Raw genomic sequence first — 24,112 nt, 5'->3', positions numbered from 1 at the left:
TGTTGACATGTTTTATGCAATTATTTTATATAGAATAGATATTACTAATTTAAGCATACCTTTTATATAATATTCATCTAAAACAAATACACTAAAAGGGATAAAAACTCCTTTTAGTGTATTATTTAATTATATTTTATATTTTTATAAAAACATCATTGTAAAAAACGGAATAAACGTTATTAGTAACAATACGATTACCAACGCTAATATCATTTTCATAATTTGTTTTGACATATTTTCCATAGATACCTTTGATATAGCAGATGCAACAAACAAATTTATTCCATATGGAGGAGTACAAAATCCAATAGCCAAATTCATTGTCAGCATAATACCAAATGTTACAGGAGACATCCCTAGAGATTTAACCACTGGTAGTAATATTGGACTCAGTATAATTGTTGCTGGTATATTATCAATAAACATTCCCACAACTAATAGGAATATGTTAATTAGCAACAATATTATTATACCATTATCTGTAATTCCTATAATAGTATTAGCTATCATAGCTGGTATTTGCTCCATAGTTAAAAATACCGCAAATGCTGTTGAAAGCCCAACCATAAAAGTTGTTGCTCCATTAACCACTATCGTATCTTTAAAAGAATTGTAAGCACCTTTTATATCTAGTTCTTTGTAAACAAATACACCAACTATGAACGAATAAACAACAGAAATCACAGCCGCTTCCGTAGGTGTAAAATACCCAGAATAAATTCCTCCAAGTATAATAACAGGTGATAAAATAGCCCAAAATGAATCTTTAAATGCTATCCATCTTTCTTTCCAAGTAGCTTTTTCAGCTTTACCTTTGTATCCATATTTCTTAGATACAATATAACAAACAAGCATTAAAGCTCCGCCCATCATAATACCTGGCAAAAATCCTGCAGTAAATAAATCAGTAATTGATGTTCCTGATACTACACCATATATTACGAATGGTATGCTTGGTGGAATAATTACCCCTATAGTTCCAGCCGCAGCTGTTAAGGCAGCACTAAAAGATTTATTGTATCCATGACTAACCATTTCTGGTATCATGAAAGCACCTACTGCTGAAACTGTAGCGACTGCGGAACCAGAAATAGCAGCGAAAAACATACATACTACAACGGTAACCATTCCTAACCCACCAGTTTTATGTCCTATGCAACTCTCAAAGAAATTTACTAATCTTTTAGCTATACCGCCACTGCTCATTAGGTTACCCGCTAACATAAAAAACGGAATCGCCAATAGCGGAAAACTATCTATTCCAGCAATTGAATTTTGTGCTATCACCAATAAAGGTATATTTGAGTGTATTAATAATGACAGTAAAGTAGCTATACCAATTGAATACCCAATCGGAACAGACAAGAATAACAAAATAAAGAATGAACCAAATAATGTTATAGCTTCCATTACACGTTACCCCCTTTTGATATATTATCATCAGGAGTGATAATATTTTTAATATTAGCATAAATTTTTGGTATCAATCTAAGGCAAACAAGCGATGAGCTAATCGGAAGTACAATATATACAAATACCAACGATATTCTCATTCCTGATGATAGAGCATTTCTACTTGCCATAGATTTAGTAAGTTTCCATCCAATATATACAAGAAATAAACTAAAAGCAAACCAAATCAAATAAGCTAAAATTTTAAATACTTTTTTAATTTTTTCATTTTTAACAAGTGTATATATAAGATCTACTTTTATGTGCTGATCATATTTTAAAGCAGTACTCGTTCCTAGCCATGTTTGCCATATAAATATGTACCTAGAAAGCTCTTCTGTCCAAGAAAGAGAATAGTTAAATACTGATCTCATAATAACTTGTGAAAAAACAATTATAACATTTATTATTAAACTGCTAACCAATAGATATTCTTCTAATTTGTCATAGAAATTTTTAATTTTAATCATATACATCTTCTTTCTATATTGCCTATAGCAAATTTTGATTAATTATCTAGCAAAACCAATTACTTATTATATTGCTCAGCCATGTCAAATAAATTTTGTCCAAATTCACTTCTATATTTTTCATACATAGGCTCTAATGCATCTCTTAGCTTTTGCTTGTTCTCAACAGATACTTCATTTACTTCTAACCCGCCTTCTGTACCTAATAATTTAACATATTTGTCTGTATCATCAAGTTCCATTTTTCTTTGTAAATCAACATAATTTTTAGAGGCTTCCGATATAATGGTTTGTTGTTCTGCTGAAAGCGAGTCATACAAATCTTTATTCATGATGAAAGCTAAGAAATTATTAACATGTTCAGTTAAACTTATATATTTTTGCACTTCATAAAATTTATTTGAATATATTAGTGATGGTGGATTTTCTTGTGCCTCAACTGTTCCTTGTTGTAAACCTGTAAACAATTCATTGAAGCTCATCGGTGTAGCATTAGCTCCTAAAGTTTCAAAGAAATCAATAAATACAGGGCTCTCCATTACTCTTACTTTCATTCCTTTTAAATCTGCTGGTTCATTAATTGGTCTTACACTATTTGTAATACTTCTAAGTCCATTGAAAGAATATCCTAAGTTTTTAATCCCAACTTCTTCTAACATGCTGTTAAAATGATTTCCAACTTCTCCATCCATAGCAGCAAATGCATTTTCAGTATTGCTGAAAAGATATGGCATATCTAGTATACCAAACTCAGGAGAATATGTCACTAAAACTGATGTAGCAGGTAATGCCATATCTAATGTACCCATTGCAACTGATTCTGTTAATTGAACATCTCCGCCTAATGCACCATTTGGATGTATTTCTATTATAATACTACCATTTGATTTAGTTTCAACTTCTTTTTTAAATTCTAGTAAAGCTTGATGAGTAGATCTATCTTCAGGTTCAACATGCCCAACTTGTAATGAAATAGTTTCTTCTTTACCCTGTGTCTTATCTACATCTGTTGACTCACCAGCTTTAGAATTAGAACATCCAAATGAAAATACTGATATTAACGTTACCACTAAAACTAAACTAAAATACTTTTTCATAATATTTTCCTCCAATTTTTTAATTAATTTAAAATTTCTATTACACCATTAGTTGCATCTACCTTAATTCTGTCACCATTTTTTACAACTTCATAAAATTCAGGATCTACTTTATCAACCATAGGAATTTCCATGATAATTGCACTAGATACTAGTACTGTTTCTGGATGTTGTAAAATCATAGCTTTTGGTGCATTTCCTCTTTGATTCAATTGATATAATCCATCAGCTTGCACAACAGAACTTCCTTTTCCACTTGGAAAAATCAATATTTTTTTTGCCATTGATTTTCCTTCTAAATCATGAGCAGGTTCTATAATTTTACCTGATTCAGGTTCAATTAAATAAAACATTATATCATCTTTTGAAATTATTGCTTCTGCTTCTACAACACCTTCAGAAATCTTGTGACAACTAAATATTTTTTTATCCATTTACTTCACCTCCCCTGTTAAAGCTGCATCAATACAAGTATCCAAATCCCTAATTACAAAATGTATTCCTCTCCTTTGTGGATAGTACGCACATTTTGGAGATTCAGTTATTCCTATTTTCCCATTTAAATGACCCCAACAAGGTTGGTCAGGACAAGTATCTGGAACAATATAACCTCCTGATTTTGAGATTATATCATCAAATCCCATTCTTACAGCCATTTCCTTAACATGACTTGATGTTAATATCCACATTTCTTTTTTAAGCTTTTGTCCTTGAATTCTGTCAGCAATATATTTAACCTCTTCTAAAGTGAAGTGTGGACATCCAAACATTGCAAAATCAATTTCTCTATTACCTTCTAATGATATTTCTTCTAAAATAGCAGCCATATCTTCATTAGTTATAACTACTTTTCTCTTTGGTTCATTTCCTCCAAATGCAGCCTCAATAGTTGGTGCTTCAGGAGTAAAACCAACTATATGATACATTCCATATGCTCCAGATGTATTTAATTGAGCTCCTAAATTTCTTAATGCTTCTTTAGAAATATGTTTTGGCAATCCCGTAAATACAGGAATTCCATTCCCTATTTTCTTTCCAAGCATGCCCAAAATATGATAATCATAATCTGTTTTCATATCAGCTTTGACTTCTACTAATATATCACCTTTTCTATTCTCATCAAACAGCAAACCATATTCAGGTACATAACCTGTAATAGCCGCACACAATGCGCTATTCGCACCTTCTCTATTACTTCTTGCTCCCCATACTGAATTTACATATGGAGTAGCACTTGATTCTGAAAATGCAACTACTTCACCGAAATTAGGTACATTTGTATCTATATATGGTGTACAATTATAGCTTAATACTGCTCCTAACCCCTTGTATGCATCATGGGTCCTTTGCATTAAATCCGCATCTTCCTTAGAGACCATATCTTTATTTTTAAAAAACGATAAACAAAAACCCGGATTTACTGTTGGAGCAATTCTACATTTAGCTCCTGCATTTAATAATTTTTCTGCAAACCAAAGGTCTGCCTCTTGATTACTCAATGCAACATGAGCTCTTGTTATTGGAACCATTTTTTTTGCATCGAAAGATTCGCCAATAGCTACTTGAATTTTCATTGCAAAAGCTGTACCTTCTCCATATTTGCCATCTAGCATGTCCTGTTGCTCTTGTGTTAAAATCACTTTTCTTCCTCCTAAATTACTCATATAATATTTATTTAAAAGATATAAACTTGAATTTATTTATATCCACTTAAAACAACTGTAATTAAAAAACATAATAATTCTTAAATAAGATTTTTAGTTATGCTAATCAACTAAAGATAATCTTTTATTACTATCAACAATATCAATTAATGATTCAGATACATAAATATATTCTAGGGACAAAGTATTTTTGATTTTTACAATTTTTAACTTTTTCTTATTTATTCCTCTACATACTTTTATTGCAATTTTAATAGCTTCATCTTCATTGCTTGAAACTAGAGGTATTCTAACATCTTCAATACACTTACAAGCTATAGCATTAGCGTACATAGATTCTAAGTCAAGCTTTTCGTATACATTTCTTGTTATTATGTCAAACATTCCTACTCCAATAGCATTACCATGAGATTCATTGGTAATATCTAGTAAAATCATTCTTTTGATTTTAGGAACATCTAGAATGAACGTTTTCAAAACTGAACTTTTTCCTAAAATGTTTGGATCATAACCAGCACCTGAAATATTTTTACCTATCTCTTCCACTACTAAAATATCTATATCAGGTATCATCAAAGTAGGCATATTGTCTCTAGCTATTTTTATTAATTCTTTCTCCCTGCTAACCATGGTTTCACTTGGAACAGTTTCAATCATCAAAGTTTCATCATATGCATTTTCCAATATTGCTACTCCAAATCCTATAGTAGCTTTATCAATAATAATATTTGCTGCCTCTTCTAATATTTTGGCAAATTCATCTGGATCCTCCTCATGAATAGAAGAACAACCAATTTGATTGCCTAAACCAATAACTAACATCTTACATAAACCACTTTGTAAATCTCCAACAAAATCTGTATGCAGTTTAATTCTGTTAATAGGAATAACTAAATCTGCATTATAAGCCGATTTATCAAAATATACATCTAGCCCTTTACTTGTTTGAGATAGTTTAACGACATCTACTATTGTAACTACTTCAACACCTAAATTTTCTTTAGTAATACCATAACTTTTTAAAACTTCTTTTTGTCCCTCTTCAGACCCATTTCCATGACTGCCCATTGCAGAAACTATATAAGGGCAAGCCCCAAGAGACTTTAATTCTCTAACAACCGTTTTCACAATTAAAAATAAATTTTTAATTCCTCTACTGCCTACTGCTACAGCAATCTTTTGTCCAGGATAAATTTTATCCTTTATAACATCTTTATGGATTTCATCTATTAACGTTTTCTCAACATTTAATAACTTTTTAGTATCAAAGGATTGCTTTACCTTATACATTTTTGGTAACTTGATATTCATATCTTCTTCTAACAAAATTGACAACCTTATCCCTCCTCTTTAACATTTGTTGTGTATAATAGATGTATATGTGATGTATACATCTATTATACATGTAAAATTAAATTTGTCAACATCCAATTTTTTTAACATATATTTTATTAAAAACTATCAATAATATGATAACATACATTTTAAAGACCAATCAATATGATTATTTAGTGTAACAACCAATTTATCTATTTCTTTATTTCTTAATAAATAAATTATTTCTAAATGTTGCGATATACTTTCGGTTGTATCATTTAAAGATTCATAAGACAAATATTGATATTGCTTAATTTTTAATTTTATTTCTTCGAATAACCCTTTTGCATAATTGTTATCACATCTATTAAAAATTAATTCATGAACATTCATATCAACTTCATTGAAATCTTCTTTATTTAATTTGCCCTTTTCAAGTTGTATTGAGATATTCTTAAAATTTTCTTCTAATTTTTCTATATCATTTTCAGTAATTCTATTCACTGCAGTTTTTACTGCAATAACTTCCAAAGCTTTTCTAACCTCAAATATATCCTTAATATCTTTAAAAGATAACATTTTTACAAAGGTCCCAACACCTTCTCTAACCTCAACAAGATCCTCACTAGCTAACATTTTTATTGCCTCACGAACAGGTGTTCTACTAATTCCTAATTCTTCTGATAAATCAACTTCTTTAATTAAATCACCAGGTTTTATATGATTTAAGTAAATCCTATTTCTAATCTCTTTATATGCATACTGAGATAAATTTTTCCTTGTATGTTTTTTATTTACTACATTTTCCATTAAAATTATACTCCCTTTTAAATTGTGTTATATCTGTATACATCTATAATACATTTAGAGTTTGTTAATGTCAATAAAATTTTCTTTTCTAATTTAATTAAACTTTCATAAAAAAAAAAAAGATTTGAATCTTTTTTGACTCAAATCTTTAAAATAATTCTAAATGTTCTTTATTTGCGCATGTAAGCTAATATTGCAAGCTATACATATCGCTTACGTTTTGCTATTCTAATGTTATTCTGGATTTTTTGTTAGTTTTCCATACATATAATCCAAGAGCAAGACCTATAACTCCGTATACCATGAATGTTCTAAAGTATTCACCTAATAGTGCATTACCAAACAAAGCTTTACCTATATCAGGAGACATTATAAACATAGAGTTAAATAGTAAAACACCTATTATAGCATGCCTATTGCTTGCTTTTGATGTTGAAGCTCCACCTACTAGCAATGATGCTACTGAAAACATACCAATTTGAGTATGTGCATTGTATGTATTCAACGTACCCATATTTTGCAAGAAAACAATCTGTCCCCATGCAGCAAAAACCGTAGACATTACTGTAGCAATAATTCTTGTTCTGTCAACATTTATACCTGAAACAGCCGCTATGTGTTGATTTTGTCCAACACTTCTAAAATCCTGTCCAAGCTTTGTTTTCATAATAAGTTCGTTGAATATGCATAATGCAATTATTAAAATAGCCGTAACAACAGGAACTTTATTTACCTGCATCAAACTATTGTTTGTAACTATAGAAAAAACACTAATAAAAATCATAATAGTACAAGCAGCCACATTTAAAAAATACATAGGTGTTTTTTTTGACTTTTTCTTTTTATTATTGTTACTAAGTACTATTATAGCCAAAATAAATACAGACACTATTAAAACTGCCCACATAAATGGAATTTTCATAATATTGTCCAATGCATATTTAAGTCCACCATCTTTAACAGGAAATAAATCAACAGTCATTCTTACTCCAATACCACTAGGGTTAATCATTGGATGTGTAGGATTAACTTTTATTATCGCTCCTACCGTGTACAAGAACAGAAACTGATAAATTCCATTTGCAAAGTACCCTACTATTAAACTGGCTATCATTTCCTGACCTCTTGTCTTATTATACAAAAGACCTGCGAAATATCCAAATAACGCTGCTATTGGAAGAGCTATTAAAAAGCAAAGAAATAGCCCCGATACTCCACCAATTGTAAAATATCTTACAATTGCAATTGCCATTTGCCCTGCCATTGCACCTATAACTATTCCAAAGTTTAGTCCAAGACCTGCAAGTACTGGTATTATTAGAGATAATACTAGAAATGCATTTCTAAACAGCCTACTTGTAAGTTCGTTTAAAAAATAATTTAATGAAACATCTTTAGAAACAATAAATCCTACTACTGTAAAAACAATGAATATTATTGTTACTATATTATCTAAAATCCAAGAAGAATCTTTTTTATTTTTCAATCTTTCACCTGTTGTATTCTGCATTATTTTTCTCCTCCTTTAACTTGAGTTAAAGCATAAAGGATTATCCCATTCTGAACTACCATTCTCATAATTTCAGACAAATCTAAACCAACAAAAATTTTATTTGCAACAGGAAGTGCAGTTGTTAATAAACCCTGAAATAAAATTACTCCAATAATTACATGAGAAACCTTAGCCCTTGAAGCTGTAGCTCCTCCAATTAATATTGCAGCTACCGCTGCAAAAGCCATAAGCAAAGGACCGCTATATAACTGTGCATATCCATAACTTTGTGAATAAACTATTATTCCTATGGCCGCTAAAACAGTAGAAAGAATGTTTGCAATTATTCTATTTTTATCAATATTAAGCCCAGATGCCTTCGCAAATTTAGGACTTATTCCTCCAGCAGTTATTGCTATACCTGATTTAGATTTAGTGAATAGCCACATTAACAAACAAAAGAATAGAAACACTAACAAAAGACCTGTAGGTATAATAAAATCGCCTATTTCAAACCTAAGAAAATTATTGAGCAATTGAGCAGCCCCAACACCGTCAAGTTGTATTGTTTCCCTAAGACCATTACCTATAAACCATCCCATTTTAGGATTTTTATATGGTATCATAAGCCAAATCAAGCACATAAAAGCAACTATTGAAAACCCTGTATAAGTTGCTATAGTCATTTCTGAGCCTTTTACGGCATTAAGAAGTTTACCATAAAGATATCCAGCTATTGTTGCAATAGGTATTGACAATAAAATCGAAACTGCTAGCCAAGATACTCCAGTAAAGCCAAGCTCTATTGCAGTTACAAGTGAAAACAATCCACAAACAATCCCTACTGGTAAAGCAAAGTTTGGTCCAGTACCGGATTGAATAGATGGAACCATAGCAAGTACAAGTATACCATTCATCCCAGCTCTTTTTAATGTATCACTTATTAGAGTCCCTGTTGAAATATCCAAAAACGCGCCGGCAACTAGCGTTAAAATCCAAAAACCTGCAATTATAAGTGTAGGTAGACCTACTTTAGAAACAATATCTTTTAAGCTGCTTTTTTTTCTATCTACTCCTGTCATTTAAGAATCACTCCTTACTACATCTCTTTTTCGACTACCCGACATCATTAATCCGAAGTCAGCATCTGGTGCGAGTGGAGAAAGAACACCCTCTACTTTTCCTTCACATATTATAGCTATTTTATCACAAATACTTCTTAGCTCGGCAAGTTCTGATGATGTCATTATTATTGTCATACCATACTTTTCATTTAATTTTAAAAGTTCGTCAAGAACTAGCTTTTTTGCACCAATGTCAATTCCCCTTGTTGGTTCAGAAACAAATAACAATGTAGGATTTTGCGTTAATGCTCTTGCTACGCAAACCTTTTGCTGATTACCGCCACTTAATCTTCCTGTAGCCTGAGTTGGAGATGTGCACCTTATATCAAGTTCCTTTATCATCTCTAAAGCGTGCTTTCTTATTTCTTTGGAATTTTTTAACTTAAAAGGACCATAATTTGTTAAAAACCCATTATTTATTTGCATTGCTGTAAATGCTATGTTTAACTCAATTGATTCATCTAATAAAAGGCCAATTCCTTTTCTATCTTCACTTACAAATCCCAAGCCAGATTTAATTGAAAGCATTGGATTATTTAAAGTCAGTTTGTTACCATTAAATATAACTTCACCCTTTGAAGGGTATACACCCATTATTCCGTTTGCTATACCAAGCTTGCCTTGACCTGCTAATCCACCAATTCCAAGAATTTCACCCTTTTTTACTTCAAGACTAATTCCCTTTACATTTTCTCCAGGCATTGCTACACGTAAATCTTTAATACTTAAAATTATTTCATCAGATTTTTTTCTAGCTGTTGCTTCACTCCTATCAATAGATACCTTTCTACCTACCATTAGTTGTGCTATTTCAACAGCACTTGTATCCTTAATATCTTTAGTAACTACATGTTCTCCATCTCTTAATATAGTTACTTTATCTGCAACATCAATTATTTCATCAAGTCTATGACTAATAAAAATAATTCCAATTCCTGATTTCGCGAGCTTTCTTATTGCTTTCATTAAATTTTGTGCCTCAGCCTCTGCTAGTACCGCTGTAGGCTCATCAAATACTAAAATTTTTATACCTGTCTTGTCAATTTCACGTGCAATTTCTATAAACTGCATATGACCAACCGGAAGACCTGCAACTGTTGAATACTCTTCTATACCCATATCTAAAGTATCCAATGCTTTTCTTGCATCTTTATCCATCTTTTTAAAATCTAAATTTTCATATCGTTTTCCAAAAATTCTACTTATAATATTTGTATTAGTTATTTCTCTATTAATTTTAATATTTTCTGTAATAGTAAACCCAGGAATTAACATAAATTCCTGATGAACCATACCAATGCCATGGAGCATAGCTTCATGTGGTGTTTTTATATTAACCTCTTTGCCATCTATCTCTATTGTACCTTCATAACCCCCTGTTGTATGAATAACGGACATTCCAAAAAGAATGTTCATTAAAGTAGATTTACCTGCACCATTTTCTCCTATAAGTGCATGTATTTCACCCTTTTTAACTTCTATGTTGATATTTTTTAATACTTTATTGCCGTAATATTCTTTAGAAACATTTTTAATGTTTAGAAGGTTATCACTCAAAATATTGCCTCCTGGTAAGTTATTGTAATAATTGTATGCGTAAAGAGGAATGTGACAAAAGTTCCTAAACAGAAATTCTGAAACATTCCTCAGTTTTAATATTTTAATAATTTATTTTTTATCTATATGTTACTCCCCGTAAGTTAAAAAATCCATTATAATTAATCTATAATTATCATATGTAACTGTATCTCCATTTGCTGTTTCTGCATATGGACTTGTAACAACTGAAACTCCTGCGTATTCAGCCATACATTCTTCTAAAACTTTAATATCAAGAGTATCTTTATCAGCAATTTCTCCTGCCATCCATTTAATAGCATATTCTGTAGATGCTACTGTTCCCATCATAGCAACTGGAACTGGCCATGTAGAAAATCTTCCAAGAACACCTTTTTCATCAAGTATTCTAGTAGTTTCATCTATTACATGTTGTAAACTATTTTCTGAATAGTCTCCTGATTCAATACCTAGTGCTGTTGGGAATCCATGATATGGTGATGGACAACAAGGTTGAGGATATATTGCACCTTCATCTACACATGCTTTTATCAATGGTATTTGCATTGAACAGTTTGTTGAGAAGAATGCTGTATCTTTACCATATTGCGCTACCATTTTAGGAACATCTTCAAGTATAAATTGTTGTGCTCCTGTTACACCTGAGTCACCTGTTGGATCTGGAGCTGTAGCATCAACAAATTCTATTCCTAATTCAGCACATTTAGCCTTCATAAGCTCTCTTCTTGTAGAAAGCAATACTTGAGACATATGTCTTGGGAATGAGTAGTGTACAAACGTTTTAGCACCAAGTTTTTGTGCCTGTACTGGAATATTATCTCCCATTTTCAATTCATCAGGCTGTAATATTAAATCTGCTCTTGATGAAACATCTGGTGGGTTTTCCTGTGGTGTACAATATACTATAAATATATCATCACGGTTTTCCAACAATTTGTCTACTGCTGCATTTGTTCCTGGAACTGCTTGATTAATAATCAAAGCTTTTACTTCAGGATCAGAAGCTATTTTAGATACTATACTTACCATTTGCTCTTGTTCTGCCATAAAGTTGTCTGGCCAAAGAACATGTAGTATTTTTTCTTCACCATATTTATCAACCATTTGTTGAGCTGATCTATACTCTTCTTCGTTTTGAGAAAGAGTATTGGTAACAATTGCAACCTTTCCATTACCATCATATGGTATTACATCACTAACTTCAGGTGTTTCCGTTGCTGGAGTTTCAGCAGGAGCTGGAGTATCTCCACCTGTTGCAGGTTCAGTTGGCTTGTTACATCCTACTACACTTAGTAATAAGCATAGTACTAAAAAAATGCTTAAAAACCTTTTCATAATTTAGTTTCCCTCCTAAGTTTTGATATAAGTATTAAAAACACTTACATTGACTTGTACATTATAACTGAATATATATAAATTGTCAACTAATAAATATTTATACATATTTTGGTTGTATGGAAATTTTATTTTTTTGAAAACGATTCTATTTATTGATATTTTATTACAATATTTTGCATTTTATACACAATGATGTAATTTATTGATAATTTAATAAAAAAATATCGTTTACATGGCGATTTGTATTTTTTTGTGGATTTTTTTAAGTTTTGCAAGATTTTTCTCCACAATCTATTATTTCTTATTTTTATGCATTAATATTGATTTTTTATGAATAAATTTAAATTGTTATTTATTTTAAATAGTTAATTATAAGCACGAAAATTTTAAAAAACAAAAAATCGTCTTTAAACGATTTTTTGCAGTAATTATTAGATTAATGATACACATTATTTTAAATTTTCTAGAAATTTTTTCATTTTTTTCTTTTGATCTGGATTCAGAAACATTTCAAATTTTTTTAAATCTTCAATTTTTTTATTGTATTCTTGTTCACCATATTGTTCTTTAAGTTTATTCCCATATTCTTTTGCATCTTTTAATATCTCATCATCTGATCTGTTCTTATACTTTTCTTTAAACTGAACAAATTGTTCATTGTCTACAAAATTTTTAACATTTTTATCATTTACGACCTTTTTAAATTGCTCGCTATTAGTTATGTCTTTTATATTGTCATCATCAAAGTTTTTAAATATATTTGACATTAATAACCTCCTTATTTCCTAATACATTGTGTCTTTAAATAATATGCTATTACAATGCATATATTACAACTATATTTTTAATATGTTTTTTTTATTCTGTAACACAATCATCGTTAAAGCATAAAATGTAATATTGAAATGTTTGTTTATTTTGAGAAGGTGATATTATACCAATTACAATATTTTTATATCTAATTGCAGGAAGATACATTCTAGGAAGCAACAAATTTTCTGGAATTACAACAAAATTATCTGGAGTTACTAAAACATTTACTTCAGGTTTATTATCTGATCCTAGCAGAATAGAAACAATTATTGGCTTAGTTAGAACAGCTGCTCCTCTAACATCAGTTCAAACAGTTTCTAAGGTCAATACATACTTACCATTATTTGAAAAAGCAAGCACATTGCTTGGAATGTACGCATTTTTAAATAGAGCACAAAATTACTCTCCAATACAATCATTGAGTGCAAAAACTCCAATGGAAAAGGTGACTGCATTAGTATCAAGTGGGAATCTTCCTATAGGAAAAATGATAACACAACCACTTATAGCTAACAACATGGATAAAATAATATCGGCTGTATCCAAGGATTTAATAGCTCCAATGATTAGGAATGGGAACTTAAATTTAAATTTAAATGATATGATTTCAGCCATGTCAAACCAACTTCAAAACAATAATGATAATAAATCTCCAGGTAGCGAAGATGACAAAGGTGAAAATAGCGATATGGATATAGGTAGTTTATTTGAGACTTTTATGCCATTAATGAATAATATTATGTCAAATAGCTCGTCAAATTCAGATAATATATCTCAAGATGAAAACAACTCCATACATAGCAACGATAGTACAAAAACTGAAAATATCCAAGATACAAAAGAAAAAAATTCTCCTATTGAACCAATTGCTTCACAAGAGATTTTAAACGAATCAAAAAAGTCGTCAGAAAATATTAATGATAATACCACGCCTTTAGAAATTAAACCCCGTAACCGCAAGAGAAGATATTCCTGACGAACTAAAACAAGAGGATGGCACTCGCCCTCCTCTTACATTTTTTTAACCGATCTCCAATTACCCATATAGTCAATCAGGGTTATCTTACTCCATGCTGTTATTCTGTTATTCTTTTATTTCTATTGCTTCACCTATATCAAATAAGTACAAATAGCAAGATTTAACTTTTCTATTTGTTATTTTTTCAACGGCTTCTTTATATGATAATATTTGAGGTTTATACTTTTCTTTAATTACTTTTAATCCCATTTGTGATATATCATCAGTTTTATAGTCTATAATAACAACTTTCTCTCCTTCATAAAAATAACAATCTATGATTCCTTGAATCAAAATTATATCATCTTTATCTAACGAGGTAATTATTTCATCAGCTTTCTTTTTTATTACAAATGGAACTTCTCTTTTCACAGTAGGAGATATTTTCATTCTTCTTCCAATATCTATGTTGAAAAATTGAACTATTTTATTAACTTCAACTACATTTGCCTCTTTTTCTGTCAACAATTTTTTCTTTATCATTTCATTTATTTGATTTTGAATATTATCATATGATAAATCAAGATTCAAATCTAAATGCTGCATAACAAAATGGACTATAGTACCGATTTCGGCTTTTGTAAACTCTACATCATTTTCTTTAAATGCAGGAATATCTTTAAGCAGAGGAATTTTATATTGCACATGTTCAAATTCATTATCCTCCAACATTTTTAAATCTGTTACAGATAACTTAGAAGGTACATTAACAGATTTAACATACTCATATCTCCAATTTAAACGTTCTTGTATTGCCTCATTATACGGGCTGTTAATTTTATTTTTAAATTCTAATATCTCATTTATAATTTTTATTCTATCATTTGTTTTTGCAGAATCTTCGTAATTAATATCCGACATTGTCAATCTATTTACTTTCCACTTTGATGACAAATCATTTATTTCAAACCTACAATCATTATCTCCAAAAATTTGCTTTATTTCTTTGAAATCTCTATGCTTATATAAACTTGAGCAAATCCAATCCATAAAAGTTTCACTCGTATATATATTGTACTGGGTAGACCCCTTTTTCCACCTCTTAGCCTTTGACTCAATTTTATTCACAGTTCCTATTAGTATCAACTTGTCAACCGCTCTTGTCATAGCAACGTATAAAACCCTCATTTCCTCAGAGAGATTTTCAACTTTTACTACATTTTTAAGAGCCAACCTTGGAAATGTTTCTTTATATATTCTTTCATCAGGATTAATATACTTAGGAGCAATACCATATGTTTTATGTTTAAGTATGTTTTTAGCAATATCTACCCTATTAAATTTTTTATTTAGCCCACAAATTAAAACTACAGGAAATTCAAGACCCTTACTTTTATGAACAGACATAAGTCTTACTACATTATCATTTTCTCCAAGCGTTTTAGCTGTACTTACATTTCCAGATGATACATTTAATTTTTCAATATATCTTAAAAAATTAAACAATCCTCTCATAGATGTTTTTTCAAACTCAAATGCCTTATCAGTTAACAATCTTAAATTGGCTTGCCTTATATTACCCTTTGGAAGAACACCTGAAAAATAATAATAGCCTGTTTCCATTAGTATTTCCCATATGAAATCATTCAAATGCATATACCTACTCTTTTTCTTCCATGATTCTACCTTTTCAATAAAATTTTGCAACTTATCTGATAAATAATCATTTCCTTTATTTTTATATGCATATACTGCTTCTATATAGTTAAGTTTTGGACTCATAATTCTTATTTTAATTAGCTCTTCCGCTGTAAATTTTCCAATTGGTGACCTAAGGACACTTAAAAGAGGTATATCCTGCCTAATATTATCTATTATTTTAAGCAAATTAATAATTATCTTTATTTCTATAGTTTCAAAATAACCTGCTCCTCCATCGAAATAAAACGGTATTCCTTCTTCTTCAAATACTTCTTCAAATATTTCTGACCAATTAGAAACAGACCTCATAAGAATGACTATGTCCTTGTATTCAATCATTCTAAACTCTTTACTTTGTGGTATATACGTTTGTTGTTTAACTAGTTCTTTAATTTTTTTCACAACAAATTTAGCTTCAATTTCGGCAGTTTTCATCGACTTAATATCATCATCTAAATCTTCATCATCTTCAGTATTTTTATCTATTATATCTAATTCAATATAACTTTCATCGCTTATATTAAATTCTGTACCAGAGTTTAGAAAACTTTCTTCTGTATATTCTATTTCTCCTATTTTTTCAGACATAATTTTTTTAAACACATAATTAGTTCCATCTAAAATTTCTTTTCTACTTCTGAAATTTTTCATTAAATCAACTCTTACATTTATTTCATTTAAGGTTTCTAATGCTTCATTATTTTTTTGATACATCATATATTTTTTAATAAAAAGACTTGGGTCTGCTAATCTAAACCTATATATGCTCTGTTTAACATCACCCACCATAAACACATTGTTTTCTCTTTTTATTTGTTCTATTAATGTTTCTTGCAATCCATTGCTATCTTGGTATTCATCTATAAAAATATAATTATATTTTTTTCTATAAGTTGCTCCAATTTCCTTATTTTTTAAAATCTCCAACGCATAATGCTCAACATCACTAAAATCAGCTATTGCTTTTTCCATCTTTTTCATCTTAAATGTTTCACTTAAATTAACTACAATATCATATAATGATGCCATAGGAAAATACATGTAATTTATTTCTTCAGTAAATTCCTCCAGTGTTTTATTTGGAATAAGTTTCTTTATAGAATCAATTAGTTTTTTATATTCATCTCTTAGGTATTTCACCTCTAATTGTTTTTCTTCACTGCAATTTTCCTTGTTTTTTCCTCTTAATTGTCCTAATCTAGGATGATTAATACAATGAACGCTATGAACGAACCTCTCAAAATCATTATTCAAGAAACTATTTAGATTCTCAACATTATATAAATCTTCCGTCAGGGCATCTACATAAGGAAGTGGCCCATCTGATTCTTCACTTAACTCTTTCGCCTGTTTTAGAGATTCCATTGCACCATCTAAAAGCATTGATGCATTTTCCCTAACAGCTTTCATCCATAATGAACTTTCTAGTTCCTTATAGTCTACCTTAAGCATATCTACAGACTCTTTTAACCAATCCAAAGGATTAGGGAAACTTAGTGTAAAATGATACATATCTTTAATTATTTCACAAAGCTCGGAATCTCCCCTGTTTTTTGTAAATCCTTCAACCAATTTTATAAAACTTTCAGATTTTTCAGTATAAGCTCTTTCTAATACCTCATCCAAAGATTCTTGTAGTAATATATCTATTTCATTAGGGTCTCCTATTCGAAAATTTGGGTCAATTCCAATTATGTGAAAGTTTTTCCTAACAATATCTATACAAAAAGCATGTATAGTAGATATATTCGCTTTATTTAAGAGGTTTAATTGTTTTTTTAAATGTAATTTATTCTTTTCACCTGACTTAATTGATTTTATCAAAGATTTTTGTATTTTTTGCTTCATCCCATTTGCAGCAGCATTAGTAAATGTAACTATGAGAAATTTATCTATATCTTCATTTTCATTAATTACAAGATTAATAATTCTTTCAACCAAAACTGCTGTTTTTCCTGAACCTGCAGCAGCTGAAACAAGTATGTTTGAATTTTTCAGTTCAATTATTTTTTTTTGCTCTTTAGTCCATTCCATTACTTGAATCACCACCTTTATTTAACATATCGAATAATATTTCTTCTTTTGATTGTTTTGTAATTTTTCTATAGTTATTTCCATGAATAGACACATCAAATTGACATACAGCACTATAATCGCAGTATGTGCAAGGTGTTTTGTTACCTAAATCTTTTTTATAAGGTTTAATGTCTATTTCACCATCTAATATTTTTTTACTAATCCCTTTTGTGACTTCATCAGTTTTATTAAGAACCGCTCTGTATTCTTCCTTGCTTAGCGTTTTTGAAGTCTTTTTTATATTGCCATCTTTATTAAAAGCTACAGGAATTATATCCGAAGTTTTAGCATCTTCTAATTGGTTGTCCATATTGTAAATAACATCTAGTTCTTCTAGTACATAACCTTTCAAAGATAACTTTTTGAAAATTTCATCTTCAGCACATTTCCCTGATAGATTGTCCCCATCAACTAAAGGATCATCTATACAAAAATAATATGCTCCGCCTATTTCAGGCTTTGTTTTTATAATATTTTCACCATTTTTCATAACAGACGACAAATACACCAAAAGTTGTAGTTGAAGTCCCTGGACTGCATCCGATAAATCTATATCTTTTTGTGATGATTTATAATCAATTATATTAATGTATGACTTGTCATTTTTTTCCATTGTGTCTACTCTGTCTATTCTTCCCTGCAAATAAATACTATATTCATCAGATATTTTTATTTCAACAGGAGCAATATAATTTGAACTACTAGAACTTCCTATTTTTAGCTCAGTGAATTCAGGTCTGAAATTACCTCTTTTCAATTGTTCAATAATTGTATATGATGCCCTATTTACTAGCCTCTTAATTTTATTTTTCATATATTTATTGCGTTCATTAGCTTCAAGTGCAGTATTTTCTTGTTCTTTTTCTAAAAGTACTTTTTCAGTACACATCTGAGACAAATTTAAAATATCTGCTTTATCTAAATTATTTATATCAATTTTTTTTATAGAAATTTCATTTGTAAATTCTTCTACAGCTCTATGATAGATGTTCCCTAAATCATAGAACTCTACCTTTTGAACATATCTAGGCTTAGGCTTTACAACTGTTTCCATAAAATATTTAAATGGACATTCTGCAAAATTCTCTATTTTAGATACAGTCATAGATACTGGATTTTTATATATTTTTTCTACATATTCCTTTTGAATTTTATCTACCTTATTATCATAAATTATGCCATTTGTAATTACATCAAAAACATCATTATGATTTTTTTCATACCAAGAATATACATCTTTCCAGATGTCATCGATAACACGACCTTCCATATAGTCCCTAAGTTTTAATACAACTTGCTCTATTGTTCCTGTCGCATTTGAAATATAATTAATTTCATCTATGTTGCTTAAATCCGTCTCTTCTTTAACCATTGGAAATAATTGTTTCAATCTATCTACATACGTAGAAACTTGCATAGGTCTTCCTTCAACTGTACCAAGTGCATAACTTATATATAACTTATCCGTTGGACTCGAAAACACTCTGTATAATGTATGTTTTTCTTTATACGTTGCAAAACTTGAACTACTTATTAGTTTCATTCCCGATTGTACTAGAACATCTCTTTCATCGTCTAACAAAAGACCTTTTTCATTGCTCTTTGATTCTAATTTCCCCTCATTTGCACCAATTATAAACAATGCCTTTGATTTTCTAAAAGAAATCCTGTCCATTCCACCAATTGCAACTTTATCTAAGGTAGGTGGAATTACACTTATTTTTACTTCTCTAAAACCAGCTTCAATCATTTTTCTATATTCTTTTGGTGTCATTTCTACATCTGAACCCACTAATGTTATTTGATCGAATAATTCAATAACAGAATTCCAAACTTGAGCATGCTCACTAGACTTTTCGTACAAACCTGTTTTTTTAAATACCTCAACTTGTTTTTCTATTTTTTCTTGAATTTTATGTTTTTTTATAAAAGCAAAAAGAAACATAGTTATATCCAAAGCATTAGATAGTTCTTTAAACTCTTTTCTTTCTTTAATAAAATCCTCAGATGTTTTTCTCCTCAACTCATTATAATAACCAATATTTTTTGCTTTAAATTTAAAATCTCTAAACCATTTACCACCTTCTATTCCATATTGAAGAGCAAAATTTTCTAATTTACTCATTTCATTATAGTTTATTGGTGAAAATCCAGTTTTTAGATATTCAAAAACATTGTCATGCTTAAAGTTCCATATGAACATGTCAAGAATGGACAATACATATTTAGTAAATGGATTGTCCATAATATCTCTTTTAGCGTCTAAAAAATAAGGTATTTCATATTGAGTAAAAACTTTTTTTATATTGTTGCTGTAACTATCTATATCTCCGACAGCTATTGAAATATCTCTCCACCTATAGCCATAATCCCGTACAAGTGATACAATTTTAGATGCAGTTTTTTCCGTTTCTGTATATGGATTCATAGATGAATAAATTTTTATATTATCAGTTTTTTCTATAAATTTTTCTTCATTAACTGTAAATAAATTTTTTTCTAAAAATTGAATTTCATAACTTGCATTTTTGCATCCATAAATAGGTATTACCTTTACTTCTTCTATTTCCTCGGTAATAATCTTATACGTATCATAAGTAGTTTTAAATGATTCCCAATCTTCAAAATTTTCTAATCCATTTAAGCATTTAACATCTATATTTAACGAAATAGAAACGTCATTTGAATATTTTATAAGATTATTAATCACTTTATATCTTTGACCGTAAAAACTATCAAAGCCGTCAATCCAAATTACTGAATTTTTAATGTAACTTGATTTTTCTATTGAAGAAATAAACAAATCCATTTTATCTTCTTCATCATAGAACCGGCCCTCTGTTTTACAGTTAATTTCATCGTATATTTTTATAATGTCAGCTAACTTTCTTTTTAATAATTCATTCTCTATTTTATATTTATTAATATTTTTAATAAATTCGATACTAATGCAATTTTGTTTTAATTCTTTAATAAGATGCTCAAATTCTCTTAAGAAGCCATCCTGTTTAGATGCTTTTTTGAACATCTGAAGTTCATTTATATTTTCTTCAAATGTTTGTTTCAAAAGCATAATTTTACCGTAATTATTTATTTCCTGAACCTTTAAACCCCCAACTTCCTCAAACACTTTATAAGCAAGACGTTTAAAACTAAGTATTTCTACATCCATAATACCATAGTTATTAAATCTATCTATAATTTCATATTCAGTCTGATATGTCATTTGTTCAGGAACAATCAATATTAAATTTCTACCAATTTGTTTTTTAATATAAGAATTGATCTCATCGTAAATATATGTGGATTTACCAGTTTTTCCTCGACCTGCGATTATTTTAAGCCCCAAAAAAATCCCTCCTATTGTTTATATAGGTTTCTATTGTCTAGTAGCCAAATTTTATCTGTGAATGACCCTGGTTCCACACCTTGCAATGCATGTTCAAAATCAAACATTCTTGCATCAATTACATCTAAAAAATGAAGAATTTCAGCTTCTGGTGTCATAGGTTTCTTAGGACTTCCAAACTCAGGCTCATAGTGGTGTGACAGCACCATGTGTTGAAGTATTACGCTTTTTTCTCTATCTATACTAATTTTTTCACCTTCTATTTCTATTTCCTTAATGCCCTGTATTATATGTCCTAATAACTTTCCTTCCATAGTGTAATCAGAAACCACACCATACTCATCAGAATCCATCTCTAAAATTTTGCATACATCATGAAGAATTACTCCAGCAAATATGTAATCCATATTCAAAAATTTATATATTTGTCCTAGCTTTTCTCCAGACTGCAGCATCCTCATACTATGATATAAAAGACCTCCCATATATGAATGATGATTTTTCTTTGCAGCAGGATAATATAAAAGTTTAGTATTATATTTGTCTAGTATATTGTTAACTAAAAGCTTAATTTGAACATCTTCAATTTTCTCTACATACATTTTTATTGTTTGGAGCATTTCTGAAGATTCTACAGGAGCTGATGGAATTAGTTCAGATATTTTTAAAGTTTCAGTTGGAAGTTTTGCTCTGATTTTATTAATTTTAAGCTGTTTAGTTCCATTCCATTCCAGTACTTCTCCTCTAACTTTTACAATGCTACTTTCAGAAACTAAATTGTCTGTTTCTTTGGAGTATTCCCATATTTTAGCGTTTATTTCTCCGGATTTATCAACTAAATTTATATCTATATATTGCTTGCCTGCAGTTGTTTTTTTTACATCAAAACTTTTAATAAGATAGAAAGCATCTATTTTTTCACCTGCTTTTAGCTCTATTATTTTTTTCTGTGTTGCAACTAAATTTCTCATTTGTTCTTTTTCTTTTTCCTTTAATATATCACCTATACTCGCCTGTCCCATTAATTTACCTCTCATTAATTATTTTATATTTCTATTATTATACATTATTTAGAATTATTCAATATGAATAACATAAACTCTTTACAATTAATAATCCAAAACCTTTAAAAACATTGCATATGGTAATATTAAACTAGCCATTGCAATAATTAAATCATAATAAATATATTATACCATATTATCTTGGATGTATAAATAAATTTTTAACATAACTCATAGGGTATATGAAATTAGTTATATCTATTAAAAGAATTGCTACGCGACTTACATTAGGATGATCCTATGTTCATCTTCTTAGTATCAATATTTTGTATACTATGATAAGAGGTTTCCTAGTATACAAAAAAGAGGGATAGAACCCTCTTTTTGTATATAGACTATTAAAATGGTCCGAATTGTATATAATGAGCAATGAATACAAATATTCCACCAACAAGATACTCTAATAATATCATAGGTATAATCCACTTTGCCCACTTATTCCAAGGTACTTTTGCAAGAGCTAATCCAGCCATAAAATAACCCGATGTAGGTGTAAATATATTGGATATTCCATCACCAAATTGATATGCTAAAACAGCAGTTTGTCTTGTTACCCCTACTAAATCTGCCAATGGCGCCATTATAGGGATTGAAACTGCCGCTTGCCCACTTCCAGACGGAACAATGAAATTAAGCAAGCACTGAAAAATATACATTCCAAGAGCAGTAAGAGAGGAAGGCAAATTCGATACAGCATTTGAAGTAACATATAATATTGTATCTAAAATTGTACCTTCAGTCAAAACTACAAGTATGGCTCTTGCAAAACCTACTACTAAGGCTCCACCTGCCATATTTGCCATTCCATCAACAAGATTTTCTGCAAATCCGTTAAATCCTAGTTTACCTAACAAAGCAACTACAATTGCCATTCCTAAAAATAAAGCAGATATTTCTTGTATGTACCATCCATACTTTACAACACCAAATACAAGCAAAACTATTGTCAAACCCACGGCTAATAATACAAGTTTATCATTTAAATTTAAATCCCTAATTTTATTTAAATCTAAAATATCTTCTCTAGTTTTATCGAATTCATACATACTGCTAAGTTCAGGATTTTTCTTAACACGTCCCGCGTATATATACATAAATCCAATTGCTACAGAAACTACACTTAAATAAGCTATTATTCTAAAACCCATTCCAGAAAAAAGTGGAAGTCCTGCTATTCCTTGAGCAACTCCTACAGTAAAAGGATTCATAAACGCGCCTGCAAATCCAGCACCTGCTCCAGCTAGCACTATTCCAACTCCTGTCAAAGAATCAAATCCTAAAGCAATAGATAAAGTAACCATTATCGGTATAAATGGCAATGTTTCTTCCGCCATGCCAAAAATAGCTCCTCCTAGTGAAAAAACAAGCATTACAATTGGAATGATTGCTTTCTCTTTTCCTGCCATGGTCTTTGTAATTTTTCCCAGCCCAGCTTCAATAGCACCAGTAGCTTGTATTACTGCAAATGAGCCACCTACAATAAATATAAAAAATATTATTCCAGCAGTCTCCACCATTCCCTTTGGTACAGAGTTTAATACTCCAAAAAAGCTAACTGGTGAACTTTCAACATAATGAAAAGAATCAGGATTAACTACCATTCTACCATCAGCATTTTCTACCATATCATATTGACCAGCTGGTACAAAGTATGTCAAAATCGCACAAATAACAACAACTGTTAACAAAATAACGTACACATGTGGGAATTTTTTCTTTTTTTCTTTGTTTATAACATCAGACATTTTACTCCTCCTTATTTATATTATATTTAAGTTTTTTCAATCCTCCTTTTCTAAGTAATTT

The 24,112-nt window shown here is 29.8% G+C and carries 17 protein-coding genes; 1 reads left to right on the top strand and 16 read right to left on the bottom strand.

All coding sequences use genetic code 11. The features are described from left to right. Nucleotides 1-144: 144 nt before the first annotated feature. The 12 genes from J2Z76_RS09630 to J2Z76_RS09575 form a co-directional block, all read right to left on the bottom strand. Nucleotides 145-1,413, bottom strand: a complete 1,269-nt coding sequence (locus J2Z76_RS09630) for a TRAP transporter large permease (RefSeq protein WP_209511832.1) — start codon at nucleotides 1,411-1,413, stop codon at nucleotides 145-147. After that, nucleotides 1,413-1,925, bottom strand: coding sequence for a TRAP transporter small permease (locus J2Z76_RS09625; protein WP_209511831.1), 513 nt, complete (start codon nucleotides 1,923-1,925; stop codon nucleotides 1,413-1,415). The genes J2Z76_RS09630 and J2Z76_RS09625 overlap by 1 nt, the downstream gene beginning before the upstream one ends. A gap of 59 nt (nucleotides 1,926-1,984) precedes the next feature. Next, nucleotides 1,985-3,022 (bottom strand): TRAP transporter substrate-binding protein, encoded by a 1,038-nt coding sequence (locus J2Z76_RS09620; protein WP_209511830.1) that lies wholly within the window; start codon nucleotides 3,020-3,022, stop codon nucleotides 1,985-1,987. Nucleotides 3,023-3,045: 23 nt separating this feature from the next. After that, entirely contained in the window at nucleotides 3,046-3,456 is a 411-nt protein-coding gene (locus J2Z76_RS09615) for an aconitase X swivel domain-containing protein (RefSeq protein ID WP_209511829.1), read from the bottom strand. Continuing rightward, on the bottom strand, nucleotides 3,457-4,662 hold the full coding sequence (locus tag J2Z76_RS09610; RefSeq protein WP_209511828.1) for an aconitase X: 1,206 nt from the start codon (nucleotides 4,660-4,662) through the stop codon (nucleotides 3,457-3,459). Between the two features lie 126 nt (nucleotides 4,663-4,788). After that, the gene (locus tag J2Z76_RS09605; protein WP_209511827.1) at nucleotides 4,789-6,021 is read right to left on the bottom strand and encodes a nickel pincer cofactor-dependent isomerase, group 22; all 1,233 of its coding nucleotides are present in this window, start codon (nucleotides 6,019-6,021) and stop codon (nucleotides 4,789-4,791) included. A gap of 126 nt (nucleotides 6,022-6,147) precedes the next feature. Beyond that, the gene (locus tag J2Z76_RS09600) at nucleotides 6,148-6,813 is read right to left on the bottom strand and encodes a GntR family transcriptional regulator (protein ID WP_209511826.1); all 666 of its coding nucleotides are present in this window, start codon (nucleotides 6,811-6,813) and stop codon (nucleotides 6,148-6,150) included. Between the two features lie 223 nt (nucleotides 6,814-7,036). Further along, complete coding sequence (locus tag J2Z76_RS09595; protein WP_209511825.1) at nucleotides 7,037-8,323, bottom strand: ABC transporter permease subunit; 1,287 nt, start codon at nucleotides 8,321-8,323, stop codon at nucleotides 7,037-7,039. Continuing rightward, nucleotides 8,323-9,387, bottom strand: a complete 1,065-nt coding sequence (locus tag J2Z76_RS09590; protein WP_209511824.1) for an ABC transporter permease subunit — start codon at nucleotides 9,385-9,387, stop codon at nucleotides 8,323-8,325. Before J2Z76_RS09590 ends, J2Z76_RS09595 begins: the two co-directional genes overlap by 1 nt. Next, on the bottom strand, nucleotides 9,388-10,986 hold the full coding sequence (locus J2Z76_RS09585) for a sugar ABC transporter ATP-binding protein (protein ID WP_245210400.1): 1,599 nt from the start codon (nucleotides 10,984-10,986) through the stop codon (nucleotides 9,388-9,390). Nucleotides 10,987-11,115: 129 nt separating this feature from the next. Next, nucleotides 11,116-12,342: a DUF3798 domain-containing protein gene (locus J2Z76_RS09580; RefSeq protein WP_209511823.1), complete on the bottom strand. Its 1,227-nt coding sequence runs from the start codon at nucleotides 12,340-12,342 to the stop codon at nucleotides 11,116-11,118. A 452-nt stretch (nucleotides 12,343-12,794) separates the two neighbouring features. Continuing rightward, complete coding sequence (locus J2Z76_RS09575; RefSeq protein WP_209511822.1) at nucleotides 12,795-13,112, bottom strand: hypothetical protein; 318 nt, start codon at nucleotides 13,110-13,112, stop codon at nucleotides 12,795-12,797. 416 nt (nucleotides 13,113-13,528) lie between these two features. Between J2Z76_RS09575 and J2Z76_RS09570 the strand changes: the two genes are divergently transcribed. Next, nucleotides 13,529-14,134 (top strand): hypothetical protein, encoded by a 606-nt coding sequence (locus tag J2Z76_RS09570; RefSeq protein ID WP_209511821.1) that lies wholly within the window; start codon nucleotides 13,529-13,531, stop codon nucleotides 14,132-14,134. A gap of 108 nt (nucleotides 14,135-14,242) precedes the next feature. Here the strand turns inward: J2Z76_RS09570 and addA are convergent, their stop codons facing one another. The 4 genes from addA to J2Z76_RS09550 form a co-directional block, all read right to left on the bottom strand. After that, nucleotides 14,243-17,851, bottom strand: coding sequence for a helicase-exonuclease AddAB subunit AddA (gene addA, locus J2Z76_RS09565; RefSeq protein ID WP_209511820.1), 3,609 nt, complete (start codon nucleotides 17,849-17,851; stop codon nucleotides 14,243-14,245). After that, a complete protein-coding gene (gene addB / locus J2Z76_RS09560; protein WP_209511819.1) occupies nucleotides 17,838-21,242 on the bottom strand; it encodes a helicase-exonuclease AddAB subunit AddB in 3,405 nt (1,134 codons plus the stop codon). Before addB ends, addA begins: the two co-directional genes overlap by 14 nt. 11 nt (nucleotides 21,243-21,253) lie before the next feature. Further along, nucleotides 21,254-22,264, bottom strand: coding sequence for a 3'-5' exoribonuclease YhaM family protein (locus J2Z76_RS09555; RefSeq protein ID WP_245210399.1), 1,011 nt, complete (start codon nucleotides 22,262-22,264; stop codon nucleotides 21,254-21,256). A 380-nt stretch (nucleotides 22,265-22,644) separates the two neighbouring features. Further along, nucleotides 22,645-24,051, bottom strand: coding sequence for a YfcC family protein (locus J2Z76_RS09550; RefSeq protein WP_209511818.1), 1,407 nt, complete (start codon nucleotides 24,049-24,051; stop codon nucleotides 22,645-22,647). Nucleotides 24,052-24,112: the final 61 nt, after the last annotated feature.

It is taken from the genome of Sedimentibacter acidaminivorans (assembly GCF_017873955.1).
Classification (GTDB): domain Bacteria; phylum Bacillota; class Clostridia; order Tissierellales; family Sedimentibacteraceae; genus Sedimentibacter; species Sedimentibacter acidaminivorans.
This window is presented reverse-complemented; position numbering and strand designations above follow the sequence as displayed.